Source organism: Marinobacterium rhizophilum (genome assembly GCF_024397915.1).
Classification (GTDB): Bacteria; Pseudomonadota; Gammaproteobacteria; order Pseudomonadales; family Balneatricaceae; genus Marinobacterium_A; species Marinobacterium_A rhizophilum_A.
Genome location: NZ_CP073347.1, coordinates 2,189,423 through 2,202,284, shown reverse-complemented (window position 1 = coordinate 2,202,284; position 12,862 = coordinate 2,189,423). Strand labels below are relative to the sequence as shown.

General features: G+C 61.3%; 10 protein-coding genes. 1 reads left to right on the top strand and 9 read right to left on the bottom strand.

Annotated elements, in window-relative coordinates; all coding sequences use genetic code 11:
- Positions 1-537 precede the first annotated feature (537 nt).
- The gene (locus tag KDW95_RS09890) at positions 538-1,548 is read left to right on the top strand and encodes a cysteine synthase A (protein WP_255856103.1); all 1,011 of its coding nucleotides are present in this window, start codon (positions 538-540) and stop codon (positions 1,546-1,548) included.
- Positions 1,549-2,272: 724 nt separating this feature from the next.
- Here the strand turns inward: KDW95_RS09890 and nth are convergent.
- The 9 genes from nth to cysD all read right to left on the bottom strand — a co-directional run bounded on the left by nth (position 2,273) and on the right by cysD (position 12,765).
- Positions 2,273-2,911 (bottom strand): endonuclease III, encoded by a 639-nt coding sequence (gene nth, locus KDW95_RS09885; protein ID WP_255856102.1) that lies wholly within the window; start codon positions 2,909-2,911, stop codon positions 2,273-2,275.
- Between the two features lie 14 nt (positions 2,912-2,925).
- Positions 2,926-3,636: an electron transport complex subunit E gene (locus KDW95_RS09880; RefSeq protein WP_255856101.1), complete on the bottom strand. Its 711-nt coding sequence runs from the start codon at positions 3,634-3,636 to the stop codon at positions 2,926-2,928.
- The gene (gene rsxG, locus KDW95_RS09875) at positions 3,629-4,279 is read right to left on the bottom strand and encodes an electron transport complex subunit RsxG (RefSeq protein WP_255856100.1); all 651 of its coding nucleotides are present in this window, start codon (positions 4,277-4,279) and stop codon (positions 3,629-3,631) included. Before rsxG ends, KDW95_RS09880 begins: the two co-directional genes overlap by 8 nt.
- A 189-nt stretch (positions 4,280-4,468) precedes the next feature.
- Complete coding sequence (rsxD, locus tag KDW95_RS09870) at positions 4,469-5,527, bottom strand: electron transport complex subunit RsxD (protein ID WP_255856099.1); 1,059 nt, start codon at positions 5,525-5,527, stop codon at positions 4,469-4,471.
- Between the two features lie 14 nt (positions 5,528-5,541).
- Positions 5,542-8,529, bottom strand: a complete 2,988-nt coding sequence (rsxC, locus tag KDW95_RS09865) for an electron transport complex subunit RsxC (protein WP_255856098.1) — start codon at positions 8,527-8,529, stop codon at positions 5,542-5,544.
- The gene (rsxB, locus tag KDW95_RS09860) at positions 8,529-9,128 is read right to left on the bottom strand and encodes an electron transport complex subunit RsxB (RefSeq protein WP_255856097.1); all 600 of its coding nucleotides are present in this window, start codon (positions 9,126-9,128) and stop codon (positions 8,529-8,531) included. The genes rsxC and rsxB overlap by 1 nt, the downstream gene beginning before the upstream one ends.
- A gap of 13 nt (positions 9,129-9,141) precedes the next feature.
- A complete protein-coding gene (gene rsxA / locus KDW95_RS09855; RefSeq protein WP_067298561.1) occupies positions 9,142-9,723 on the bottom strand; it encodes an electron transport complex subunit RsxA in 582 nt (193 codons plus the stop codon).
- Positions 9,724-9,998: 275 nt separating this feature from the next.
- Positions 9,999-11,723, bottom strand: a complete 1,725-nt coding sequence (gene cysN, locus KDW95_RS09850; protein WP_255856096.1) for a sulfate adenylyltransferase subunit CysN — start codon at positions 11,721-11,723, stop codon at positions 9,999-10,001.
- A 124-nt stretch (positions 11,724-11,847) separates the two neighbouring features.
- Positions 11,848-12,765: a sulfate adenylyltransferase subunit CysD gene (cysD, locus tag KDW95_RS09845; protein ID WP_370646684.1), complete on the bottom strand. Its 918-nt coding sequence runs from the start codon at positions 12,763-12,765 to the stop codon at positions 11,848-11,850.
- Positions 12,766-12,862 lie beyond the last annotated feature (97 nt).

Here is a 12,862-nt window from a genome sequence, read left to right as displayed (position 1 = left end):
TCAAGACATGCATCAAGACAGCTGTCGCAGCTGCGCCTGCAGGGCACCTCGAAAAACCTGCTGCGCGACTCATAGGCTGCGCGATGCCCGGAATTCTCATGTATGCCCCATGCGCTGCGGTTCCTGCGTGCCGTGCGCCTTGCCTCTAGGCCCGCTCGTTACGGCTTTACGATCGCGAGTGCAAAGCCTTGCTGTGGAATTGTTCCGGGGCCTGGATTCCGGCTGTGTAAAATTCTTTTGCACAGCTGCATTTTGCCAGCTGTCAATATTGACTTTGTACTGTAAACGCTCGTGCCGCTTGTTGGTATCTCTATCTAACTTGCTGAAAAACAAACATTTATCCCGCTCTGTACGGATACTGTCCGATTTGTCGCGGGTGCCGTAATAGCGGGCTTTGAGCCGGGTAATCAATACTTATTCAGTGACTTATGCACAGATTTTGTGGGCAAGTGAGTTGACCGGTATAAGTTGCTTCTCGGCGCCTGTCCGGGGCAGGAGCTGCCATACTTTTGGCAGCACCCCAACCGGAGAATCGTCATGTCTGAGCATCAACCCGCGCTGATCTCGCTGATTGGCAACACGCCGCTGATCGAGTTGCGCCAGGTCTCGGAGCTTACCGGCTGCACCATACTGGGCAAGGCTGAGTTCATGAATCCCGGCGGTTCGGTAAAAGACCGCACAGCGCTGGGCATTATCCGCGACGCCGAGCGTCGGGGGCAGCTTGAGCCAGGCGGCACTATTGTCGAGGGTACCGCCGGCAATACCGGCATCGGGCTTTGTCTGGTGGCCAATGCGCTGGGGTATCGCACCATCATTGTCATGCCGGAAACCCAGAGCCAGGAAAAAAAGGACCTGCTGCGGCTTTACGGTGCGGACCTGCGTCTGGTGCCCGCTGTGCCCTACGCCGATGAAAATCACTACACCCGGGTGTCGGGTCGTATTGCGGCTCAGCTGCAGCGGCAGGGCTGCAGTGCCATCTGGGCCAACCAGTTTGATAATACCGCCAATCGTGAAGTGCATTACCAGAGCACCGGTGCCGAGATCTGGCGCCAGTGCGGCGGCCAGCTGGATGCGTTCTGCTGCGCGGTGGGTACCGGGGGAACCCTGGCGGGTGTGGCCAGGGCGCTGCGCGAGCAGGATAAAAGCGTCAGCATTGTGCTGTCGGATGCTCAGGGCGCCTCGCTGTGCAATTACTACCGCGAGGGCGAGTTGCGAGCCCAGGGCTCCTCGGTGATGGAGGGTATCGGCCAGAGCCGTATTACCGCAAACCTGGAAGGGCTGGAAGTGGACGATGCGCTGGAAATCAGCGATCAGGAAGCATTGCCCTATCTGTATGACCTTCTGCAATACGAGGGGCTTTGTCTCGGGGGGTCCAGTGGTATCAATGTGGCCGGTGCGGTACAGGTTGCCCGCACGCTTGGCCCGGGTCATACGGTGGTGACCGTGCTGTGTGATGTCGGCTCGCGTTATCAAAGCAAGTTGTTTAATCCGGTTTTCCTGCAGTCAAAGGGCTTGCCGGTTCCGTCCTGGCTGGCGGGGGCGGCCTGAGGTACCGGCCTGGTACCTGTTCAGCATGGTTGTGCACTGAGCAATGCGGCTGGACTTCAAGTTACCCACAGTCCCGGTGCTTCTCGAGTTCTGTGCACAGGCTGGATCGATCCCTCACCGCATTTTCAGAAAGATGAATAAAGAACAAGTAGCAAGCATGAAAAAGAGCGCGGAAATCGGTCTTGACAGCTCGTGTCTATGTTGATCATCCACACCTCTGAGATGCATCTTTGGCTCTGTGGGTTTGTCGCTGGGAAATAGTTTCGAATCCCGATTGATTCCTATAACTAATTGATTTTAAAGTTAAAAATAATGATGGTTGTTTTTTGATCAATCTAAGTTGAGCCCTTTAATGGTGGGGGCTAGGGGCATCTGCCCAAATGTTACCAACAGTTTTATCCACAGAATGTGGGGGTAACTGAATTATCAACATTCTTCAATCAAACGGACATAAACTGACTAAGTGGTCAAGGTGCTTGATGGTCAATTTTGCCGGTTTTTCAAGTGTGGCTGGGTGTTTTTTGTTCAGCTTCTGGTGAGGGGCTGTATCGGTTGTGATCCGGTCGGGTTTCGTTCCGGTGGCGCTCTTTGGCGGCATCGGGGTGACCTCTGAGTGCGGGTGCGGGTGCGCTTATCGCCGGGTTCCCAGCGGGTTCATCCAGGATGGCGAACGCCAAGGTGCTTGCACTAAACAGGCGCCAGTCACCAGGCATGCTTGAGGGGGTCAGGCGCTGTCGGTCTTGTGCTTGTAGTCGCACAGGTCTTCAATCAGGCAGGACATGCAGCGTGGCTTGCGGGCGATGCAGACATAGCGTCCGTGCAGGATCAGCCAGTGGTGAGCATCCAGTAGGAATTCCCTGGGGATGAAGCGCAGCAGCTTCTTTTCTACCTCGAGTACCGTTTTTCCAGGCGCGATACCGGTGCGGTTGGAGACACGAAAAATGTGCGTATCCACGGCCATGGCGGGCTGGCGAAAGGCGGTATTGAGGACGACATTGGCCGTTTTTCGACCTACGCCCGGCAGGGCCTCGAGTTCCTCGCGGGTCTGGGGAACCACGGAGTCGTGCAGTTCGACCAGCATGCGACAGGCCTTTATGACATTCTCGGCCTTGCTGTTGTAGAGCCCGATGGTCTTGATGTACTGCTTGAGCCCGTCGACCCCCAGCGCCAGTATGGCGGCGGGGGTGTTGGCGACAGGAAACAGCTTGCGGGTCGCCTTGTTGACGCTCACATCGGTGGCCTGGGCCGACAGTGTGACCGCCACCAGCAGCTCGAAAGGCGAGCTGTATTCCAGTTCGGTGACCGGGTGCGGGTTTTCATCGCGCAGCCGGGTAAAGATCTGCAGTCGCTTGGCCGCGTTCATCTGCCGTATCCTGCCTAGTTGATGGTGCCGGTAACGCGTACGCGCCGGCTGCTGCCGCCGTCGGCCTTGGGCTTGCGGGCCTTGCGGCGTTCTTCCAGTTTGGCGTCCACGATGTTTTTCACGGCGATAAGCAGGCCCATGCCCACAAAGGCACCCGGTGGCAGGATCGCGAACAGAAAGCCCGAGTAGTCGCCAATCAGGGTGATTTTCCAGCTTTCAGCCATGGGGCCAAAGAGCAGCTGCATATCGGCAAAGAGGGTGCCCAGGCCCAGCACTTCACGCATGGCGCCCAGAATCATCAGCACCAGGGTAAAGCCCAGACCCATCATCAGACCGTCCAGTACCGAGGCGCCTACCGGGTTCTTGCAGGCGAAGGCGTCGGCACGGCCCATGATGGCGCAGTTGGTCACGATCAGGGGAATGAAGATGCCCAGAATCTGGTACAGCTCGTAGGTGAATGCCTGCATCAGCAGCTCGATGGATGTCACGAAGGAGGCGATGATCATGACGAAGATGGGCAGGCGCACGGAGTCCGGCACGAAGTGGCGAAAAAGCGACACGGTCAGGTTGGAGCCGGTCAGTACCAGGGTGCTGGCAATGCCAAGGCCGATGGCGTTGACGACCGTGCCGGTTACGGCCAGCAGCGGGCACAGACCCAGCAGCTGAACCAGGGCAGGGTTGTTGTGCCAGAGGCCGTCGAGGGTAATCTTGCGGTAATCAGCCATTGTCAGGCGTCTCCTGTTGCGCGTCGTCACTCAGGCCAAGCAGCTCGCCGCGGTGCAGCCGGAAATAGTCCACGCTGCGGCCCACGGCATTGACGACTGCCCTGGGTGTGATGGTGGCGCCGGTGAACTGGTCAAAGCGTCCGCCATCCTTGCGCACGCCCCAGCTGGGGTCCAGCTCGGTTTTGGTCTGGTTGGCAAAGCCCAGCACCCAGCGGGATTTCTTGATATCGACCTTGTCGCCCAGGCCCGGCGTTTCCTTGTGGGCCAGCACGCGAACCCCCGCCACGCTGGCATCGCTGTTGATGCCCACGATCATGCTGATTTCGCCGGTGTAACCGTCGGGGGCGACCACGGGCATGATTACCATGACGGGCTGGCCGTTGCGCATGGCGCGGTAGGCGGTTTCAGGGCGGTCGTGGCCCAGCAGGTCCGGGGCGACAAACTCGATGCCGTTTTCCAGCAGGTCGCTGTCGAGCCCCTCGCGGGGCACGATTTCATACAGTGCCCGGGCCTGCTGCTCGCGTTCATTCTGCTTGATGCGGTCGCTGGTGCCGACCTGGGTAATGGCAATGAGACCTGCGGTGACCACGGCAAAAATGGCAATGCCGGTAGTGCTGCGGCTGATGGCGTTAAGCATTTGCATCAGGAGCTCTCCTTCTGGCCGCGCTTGGCTTTGGCATGGCCGTAGGTGCGTGGCTGGCTGTACTGACCGATCAAGGGGGCGCTGAGCATGTGCATCAGGAGCTCTCCTTCTGGCCGCGCTTGGCTTTGGCATGGCCGTAGGTGCGTGGCTGGCTGTACTGACCGATCAAGGGGGCGCTGAGCATGTGCATCAGGAGCTCTCCTTCTGGCCGCGCTTGGCTTTGGCATGGCCGTAGGTGCGTGGCTGGCTGTACTGATCGATAAAGGGAGCACAGAGGTTCATCAGCAGCACGGCGAAGGCCACGGCATCGGGGTAGCTGCCCCAGGTGCGGATAACGAAAATCAGCAGGCCAATGCCGATACCGTAATAGATCTTGCCACGGTTGCTGGTGGCAGCGGTAACGGGGTCCGTGGCGATAAAGAAGGCCCCGAGCATGGTGGCGCCCATGGTCAGGTGGAAGAACGGATCGGCATAGGTATCGGGCGAGAACATGTAAAACAGCGTGGACAGTACGGCCAGGCTGCCCAGTACCGCCACCGGCGTATGCCAGGTGAACACCTTGCGGTACAGCAGGAAGACACCGCCCATGAAGTAGGCGGCACTCACGGCATGCCAGGCGCCAACGCCGTTGGCCAGCACGTTCGAGTTGCGAAAGGCTTCTTCAGTGGTCTGGCCGCCGCGGTGGCGCAATTCATCCAGTGGCGTGGCCGAGGTGAAGGCATCGAGAGTACCCTGTTCCAGAGCGCCGAAGACAAGCTTGAAGGTGTCGAAAAAGCCGAGAACATGCCAGCCATCCTCGCCTTGCAGTACGAAGGGGGCGGTCCAGCGGGTCATTTCGACGGGAAAAGATACCAGCAGCAGGGCGTAGGCCACCATCGCAGGATTAAAGGGGTTATTGCCCATGCCGCCGTACAGGTGCTTGGCAATGACGATGGCGACGAAAATGCCCACTACCATCAGCCACCAGGGGGCGAAGGGAGGCAGGGCCAGTCCCAGCAGTACCGCCGTGACCAAAGCGCTGTAATCGCGCAGGTAGAAGCTGGCGGGGCGGCCGCGCAGTTTCATGACCGCCGCTTCGAAACCGAGCGCCAGCAGCATGGCCCAGCCAACCTGCAGCAGGGTGCCCCAGCCGAAAAAGAAGGTCATGGCCGCCAGGCCCGGCAGGGTGGCAACGAGTAGCAGGCGCATCAGTTGTGCGGTGCTACCGGCCCGGCGCAGGTGGGGTGAACTGGAGCGAATCAGTGCCATCTTTGGGTCAATCCTTATTCAAAACGGCTTAGCGTTTTGCTTAATTCGTCGGCGCGGCTGCGGGCCTGGAGCAGGGCCTGCTCAAGTTCCGTGGCGGCGGTGCTGTCGGCGATGCCCAGCGCGCGCTCGGTTTTGGTGACCTCGGCGCGGGCCATGGCGGCATCGATTTGCAGCTGCTTGAGGTCGACGCCGGCGGCAGCGGCAACGTCGATACGTGCCTGCTCGGCCGTCTTGAGCTCGGCTTGGGCGCTCTCAAAGCGAGCACTCAGTTCCTGCACCTCAGCGTTGAGGCTGGCTTGGTTGTCGGCATCGGCGTCCTGCAGGGTCTTCTCGGCTTTTTTCAGCTTGGTGCGCATGATGGACACCTGCTGTTTCAGAGCCTTGATATCAACCGGTGCCTGAGCTGCTGGGGCCGCAGCGACGCTTTCGGCATGACTGCCGGCAGCGGTATCAAGGGCCGCTTTTGCTTCCAGATACTTGGCGCGCAGCTTCTCGACACCGGCGGTCATTTTCTCGACCGCGGGGCTGCCCGAGGCAATGGCACCTTCCAGTGCGGTCTGGGCCTTGTCGACCTTGGCCCTGGCGGCCTCCATGTCGGCTTTCAGTTCGGCGATCCTGGCCGGGCTGATTGTCGGTGCACCAGCCGGTGCAACAGCCGGCGCGCTGGCAGTATCATGGGCGGCCTTTGCTTCCAGGTACTTGGCGCGCAGCTTCTCGACACCGGCGGTCATTTTCTCGACCGCGGGGCTGCCCGAGGCTATGGCGCCTTCCAGTGCGGCCTGGGCCTTGTCGACTTTGGCCCTGGCGGCCTCCATGTCGGCTTTCAGTTCGGCGATCCTGGTCGGGCTGATTGTCGGTGCACCGGCCGGTGCAACAGCCGGCGCGCTGGCAGTATCATGGGCGGCCTTTGCTTCCAGGTACTTGGCGCGCAGCTTCTCGACACCGGCGGTCATTTTCTCGACCGCCGGGCTGCCCGAGGCTATGGCGCCTTCCAGTGCGGCCTGGGCCTTGTCGACCTTGGCCCTGGCGGCCTCCATGTCGGCTTTCAGCTCGGCCAGTTTGGCAGGATCGATACTCGGGGCGGCGCCGGCATCGGCGGCATCATAGGCTTGTTGGGCGTCGTGGGCGCGCAGTTCGAGCTCGCGCACGCGGGATTCCAGCGCGGCGATTTCATCGCTGCCGTTGTCGCGGGCCGTCGCCAGGGCTTTTTCGGCCTGCTTGAGCTTGGTGCGCGCCACGGCGGCGTTGGTTTTGAGCTGTTTGGCATCGGGCGCGGCGCTGGCTGCGCTGTCGGCGTTCAGGGCCTGGTCGTAGGCCTGCTGGGTCGCATCGGCCCTGGCGTTCAGTGCAGTCAGGGTATCGCGCAGCGTGTCGATGCCTTCAAGCCCCTTGTCCTCGGCGTTCTTGAGCGCCTTCTGGGCCTGCTTGAGCTTGGTGCGCGCCACCGAGGCGGCGGTTTTCAGCTGCTTGAGGTCGGGCTCTGCGGCTGGTGCTGCGGCGGATGCAGCGCTGGTGCTGGGCGTTGCCGCCAGGGGCTTGTCCTTGCGTGCGGCCTGGTTACGTGCAGCCTCTTCGGCGCGGGCCTTGCGGCGGGCTTCCTTCTCGGCCTGCTCGGCTTCCAGGCGCGCCTGGCGGGCTTCAAAGCGCACGCGGGCGTGCTCGGCCTTGCGCTGTTCGGCGTCGTCGCTGCGAATCTCGGCTTTGGCGTTGCGATAGTACTGCACCAGAGGAATGGCACTGGAGCAGACATAGGAGCAGGCGCCGCATTCGATGCAGTCGAACAGGTTGTGGTGCTTGGCCTTGTCGAGCTCCCGGCCCTTGGCGAACCAGTACAGCTGCTGGGGCAGCAGTTCGGCCGGGCACACCTGTTCGCACAGACCGCAGCGAATGCATTCCTGCGCCGGCGGAGCTTCGGGCATTTCGTCGGGGCTGGCGGCGATCAGGCAGTTGGTGGTCTTGATCACCGGGATCTGATCGTTATCGACGCTAAAGCCCATCATCGGGCCACCCACAACCAGGCGGTACAGATCGTTCGGGCTCACGCGTGCGGCGCGCAGCAGCAATTCGTAGGGGGTGCCGATCAGGGCTTCGAAGTTCTGTGGCTGCGCCACGGCCTCGCCGGTGAGGGTAACGATACGGGAAATCAGTGGCTCGCCATGGTGCACTGCCCGCGCCGTGGCATAGGCGGTGCCGACGTTCTGGCAGACGATACCGACATCGGCGGGAATGCGGCCGCTGGGTACCTCGACATCGGTCAGCAGCTTGATAAGCTGTTTTTCACCGCCGGACGGGTACTTGGTCGGCACCACGCGCAGGTCGATATTCAGGCGGCAACCGGCCAGGGCCTTTTCCAGCGCCCGGACGGCCTGTGGCTTGTTGTCCTCGATGCCGATGAGAATATGGCTGGGCTTTAGCAGGTGGTCGATGATTTCGATACCGGCGACGATATCATCGGCGCGTTCGCGCATCAGCATGTCATCGGCGGTGATATAGGGTTCGCACTCGGCGGCGTTGATGATCAGGGTGTTGACGATATGATCGTCGCCCAGGTGCAGTTTCACGTCGGTGGGGAAGCCTGCGCCGCCCATGCCGGTGATGCCGCTGTTGCGGATGTAGTCGGTCAGTGCCGCCTTGCCGAGGGCCCTGTAATCCGCCAGGCCTGCATGTTCGCCCCAGCGGTCTTCGCCATCGCTGTCGATAATGATGCAGTTGGCTTCCATGCCGGAAGCATGGGGAATCGGGTGTGGCGCGATGGCGCTGACGGTGCCGGAGGTCGGCGCGTGCAGCGCGGCGCTGATGCGGCCCACGGGGGTGGCGATGCGCTGTCCCTTGAGCACCTTGTCACCAACCTGGATGCAGGGCTCGGCCGGTGCGCCTATATGCTGCGATAGAGGCAGTACCAGCCGTCCGGGCACCGGGGCCTGGCGTATGGGGGTGCGGGTCGACTGGCGCTTGTTTTCCGGCGGATGTACGCCGCCGTGGAATGCAAAGACCTGGCTCATCAGGCGAGTCCTCCCTGCTGGGCACTGCCGCGACCGGCGTCGGTGGCGATCAGCTGGATACCGGGCTTGGGTGCCGGCCATTTCCAGGTGCTGAGGGTGGTTTCAATCGGGATCATGTCGATACAGTCAACCGGGCAGGGTTCAACACAGAGATCGCAGCCGGTGCATTCGGACATGATCACGGTATGCATCTGCTTGGCGGCGCCGAGGATGGCGTCCACCGGGCAGGCCTGGATGCACTTGGTGCAGCCGATGCACTCGTCTTCGCGGATGTAGGCGATAGAGCGGGGCTTTTCCTCGCCGTGCTCGTCATCCAGTGGTATGGCTTCAACGTCCAGCAGGTCGGCCAGGGCCTCGATGGTGGACTGGCCGCCGGGCGGGCACTTGTTGATGGTGTCGCCGCCGGCGATGGCCTCGGCGTAGGGGCGGCAGCCCGGGTAGCCGCACTGGCCGCACTGCGTCTGGGGCAGCAGGGCGTCGATCTGATCGACGATGGGGTTGCCTTCGACCTTGAAACGCACCGAGGCGAAGCCCAGCACGATGCCGAATACGACGGCGAGCCCGAGCAGGACCAGGATAGCGATAATAACTGCGCTCATGCGTACTCTCCGCTCAGAATGACACCAGGCCGGTGAAGCCCATGAAAGCCAGTGACATCAAGCCGGCGGTCACCATGCCGATGGCCGCTCCGCGAAAGGGTGTCGGAACATCGGCGACGGCGACGCGCTCGCGAATCGCTGAAAACAGGATCAGGGCCAGGGAAAAGCCCACCGCGGCGCCGAAACCGTAGACAATGGATTCCATAAAGCCGTTCATTTTCTTGATATTGAGCAGCGCCACGCCGAGCACGGCGCAGTTGGTGGTGATCAGGGGCAGAAATATACCCAGCACCCGGTACAGCAGCGGGCTGGTTTTTCGCACCACCATTTCGGTGAACTGCACCACTACGGCAATAACCAGAATGAAGGCGATGGTCTTGAGGAAGGCCATCTCCAGCGGTGCCAGCAGGTAGGTGTACACCAGGTAGCTGCACAGGGATGACAGCGTCAGTACAAAGGTGGTCGCCAGGGACATGCCCATGGCGGTTTCCAGCTTGTTGGAGACGCCCATAAAGGGACAGAGGCCAAGAAACTGCACCAGTACGAAGTTATTCACCAGCACGGTGCTGATCAGAATAAGCAGAAATTCCGTCATCGCGATGCTCTAGTTGCGTAGGGCGCGGCCAGTTTGCCGCTCAAGGGCGCGCTGTTGCGCGGCGCACCCGCCAGAAAATTTACCGGGAGCTTTATGGGTGAAAGTACCGACAACCCGTGCCCGGTCGAAAACGAGCGCAGAATTTTACCGGATTGTCCCCGTCCGGGTACAGGCTTGAGTCCGGAATAAGCAGTCTTATTAACGCCTCGGGCCCGGTCACAGGAGTCTGTGCCGGGCCCGAGGGTGCCGTCAGGGCAGGTCCGCGCTGGCAGAGCTTACGCCAGTGCGTGTGCCTTGAGCAGTGCCAGCAGCGCTTTTACCTGCTCCTGCGGGCTCTGGGCTGCGCCGTTCAGGCGTAGATCACCTGCCTGGCCGTCCAGGTTGACGCTAAGCGCACCCGGTAGCGTGCTGTCGCTGTCGACCAGCACGACCAGACCGTTGTCGGCCAGCAGCGCGGCGGTTTCGGCAAGATTTGCCTGCAGCACAGCCGGCAGGTTGCGCGGTGTCAGCACCGCCACGGCACGACCGGCATCGAACAGGCGCTTTTCGGTGCTGTAGAGCAGCTGATCGCGGGCCGCTTCGTCGCCGCCGCTGACGCTGATAACGCCAGCGCGCTGGCCGTAGCGGCGCTCCTTGTCGCTGCGGCTCACCAGGGATTCGGCACTGATGGTGTCGATGTCGCCCAGCTGTGCCTGGTCGCCTTCATTGATGATCATGCCGGCGGCCACGGTGGCGTTGCTCAGGCGATCAACAATGATGAAGGAGCCGGTGCCGCGGTGGTCGCGGTAATCGTCGGCGATGATGGCGCGCTCTATGTTCAGTTCGCAACGGGCAATTTCGTTCAGGCCCAGGGTGCTGGCCGGAATCTGCTCGTGGGTGTTGACGTCGATGCGGTGGCGAATATGGCTCACGCTGCCGGCCACGGTCTGGGTGGCGAGCTTGACGTCGTAGGTGCGGCCCGGCACCAGTTCGGCTTCGGCCATCCACACCACCATGGCGTCGAAACGGCTGGTGACGTCGGGCACCTTGTCGCTGTGCACCAGGATGTCGCCGCGGGAGATGTCGATCTCGTCTTCCAGCGTCAGGGTTACGGACATCGGTGGGTAGGCTTCGGTCAGGTCGCCATCGAAGGTGACGATGGACTTGACGCGGCTCGACTTGCCGGAGGGCAGTACGGTAACTGCATCGCCCGGGCGCACGATGCCGGAACTCAGGGTGCCGCAGTAGCCGCGAAAATCCAGATGCGGGCGGTTGACGTACTGCACCGGAAAGCGCAGTTCGTCGAAATTGGCGTCGTTGGCCAGTTCGACGGACTCCAGCAGGCCCATCAGGGGCTCGCCCTTGTACCAGGGGGATTTTTCCGACCGGGTGACCACGTTATCGCCCTTGAGGGCGGACAGGGGAACGAACTTCAGATCCGGCAGGTTCAGTTCCCTGGCGAACGCCAGGTAGTCGGCCTTGATCTGTTCGTAGCGTTCCTCGCTGAAGTCCACCAGGTCCATCTTGTTAATGGCAACGATGGTGTGCTTGATGCCCAGCAGGGAAACGATAAAGCTGTGACGCCGCGTCTGTATCTGCACGCCGTGGCGGGCGTCGATCAGGATAATGGCCAGGTCGCAGGTGGAGGCACCGGTGGCCATGTTGCGGGTGTACTGCTCGTGTCCCGGGGTGTCGGCAATGATGAACTTGCGCTGTGAGGTCGAGAAGTAGCGGTAGGCCACATCAATGGTAATGCCCTGTTCGCGTTCGGCCTGCAGGCCATCGACCAGCAGCGCGAGATCGATATCGTCGCCGGTGGTGCCGGACTTCTTGCTGTCGGCAGTGATGGCGGCCAGCTGATCTTCGTAGATCATCTTGGAATCGTGCAGCAGGCGGCCGATCAGGGTGGATTTGCCGTCATCGACACTGCCGCAGGTCAGGAACCGTAGCAGTTCCTTGTTTTCGTGCTGGGACAGGTATTCCTGGATATCAGTGGCAATCAGGTCGCTTTGGTGACTCATGTTTTAGCTCCAAACTGGACGCTGCCGGCGGCCTGGCCGCGGCACCAGCGTCCTGGTGTCGTTTCGGATGGTTTGCCCGGAACCCGCGCGGTGGCGCAAGTGATGGCGAAGCTCCGGGGCTTGATCAGAAGTAGCCTTCGATCTTTTTCTGTTCCATGGAGCCTGCGCCGTCGTGGTCGATAGCGCGCCCCTGCCGCTCGGAGGTCGTGGTCAGCAGCATCTCCTGGATGATCTCCGGCAGGGTGTCGGCTTCGGACTCGACGGCCCCGGTCAGCGGGTAGCACCCCAGTGTGCGGAAACGCACCTTTTTCATCACCGGCTCTTCACCCGGTGCAAGCGGCAGGCGGTCGTCGTCCACCATGATCTGCATGCCATCGCGCTCGACCACCGGGCGCAGGGCGGAGTAGTACAGCGGTACAATTTCGATCTGCTCGAGGTAGATGTACTGCCAGATATCGAGTTCCGTCCAGTTGGACAGCGGGAAGACACGGATACTCTCACCCTTGTCGATGCGGGTGTTGAAGGTGTTCCAGAGTTCCGGGCGCTGGTTTTTCGGATCCCAGCGGTGGTGCTTGTCGCGGAACGAAAACACACGCTCCTTGGCGCGTGACTTTTCTTCGTCACGACGGGCGCCACCGAAGGCGGCATCAAACTTGTACTTGTCCAGCGCCTGCTTCAGGCCCTGGGTCTTCATGACGTCGGTGTGGGTTTTGGAACCGTGCACGAAGGGGCTGATGCCCATCTCGACGCCCTCGGGGTTGATGTGCACGATCAGGTCCATGCCGGCCTTTTCTGCCATCTGGTCGCGGAAGGCGATCATTTCGCGGAATTTCCAGGTGGTGTCCACGTGCATCAGCGGGAACGGCGGCTTGCCCGGGTGGAAGGCCTTGCGCGCCAGGTGCAGCATGACGGACGAATCCTTGCCCACGGAGTACAGCATGACGGGGTTGTTAAAGCTCGCGGCCACTTCCCGGATGATGTGGATGCTCTCGGCTTCCAGCTGTCTTAGATGTGTCAGACGGTGTTCCGGCAACTGATTCATGGATCGAGCCCTTCCTTACCTGTATTGAGTCGACTGTTTGGTCCCTGGAGGCCAAACGGCTATTAACCGATGATGCGGCGCATTATTGCAGCATTGT

Excerpts from the sequence above, each read along its gene's own strand:
- KDW95_RS09890 (WP_255856103.1), top strand. The coding sequence starts at position 538 with ATGTCTGAGCATCAACCCGCGCTGATCTCGCTGATTGGCAACACGCCG.
- nth (WP_255856102.1), bottom strand. The coding sequence starts at position 2,911 with ATGAACGCGGCCAAGCGACTGCAGATCTTTACCCGGCTGCGCGATGAA.
- KDW95_RS09880 (WP_255856101.1), bottom strand. The coding sequence starts at position 3,636 with ATGGCTGATTACCGCAAGATTACCCTCGACGGCCTCTGGCACAACAAC.
- rsxG (WP_255856100.1), bottom strand. The coding sequence starts at position 4,279 with ATGCAAATGCTTAACGCCATCAGCCGCAGCACTACCGGCATTGCCATT.
- rsxD (WP_255856099.1), bottom strand. The coding sequence starts at position 5,527 with ATGGCACTGATTCGCTCCAGTTCACCCCACCTGCGCCGGGCCGGTAGC.
- rsxC (WP_255856098.1), bottom strand. The coding sequence starts at position 8,529 with ATGAGCCAGGTCTTTGCATTCCACGGCGGCGTACATCCGCCGGAAAAC.
- rsxB (WP_255856097.1), bottom strand. The coding sequence starts at position 9,128 with ATGAGCGCAGTTATTATCGCTATCCTGGTCCTGCTCGGGCTCGCCGTC.
- rsxA (WP_067298561.1), bottom strand. The coding sequence starts at position 9,723 with ATGACGGAATTTCTGCTTATTCTGATCAGCACCGTGCTGGTGAATAAC.
- cysN (WP_255856096.1), bottom strand. The coding sequence starts at position 11,723 with ATGAGTCACCAAAGCGACCTGATTGCCACTGATATCCAGGAATACCTG.
- cysD (WP_370646684.1), bottom strand. The coding sequence starts at position 12,765 with ATGAATCAGTTGCCGGAACACCGTCTGACACATCTAAGACAGCTGGAA.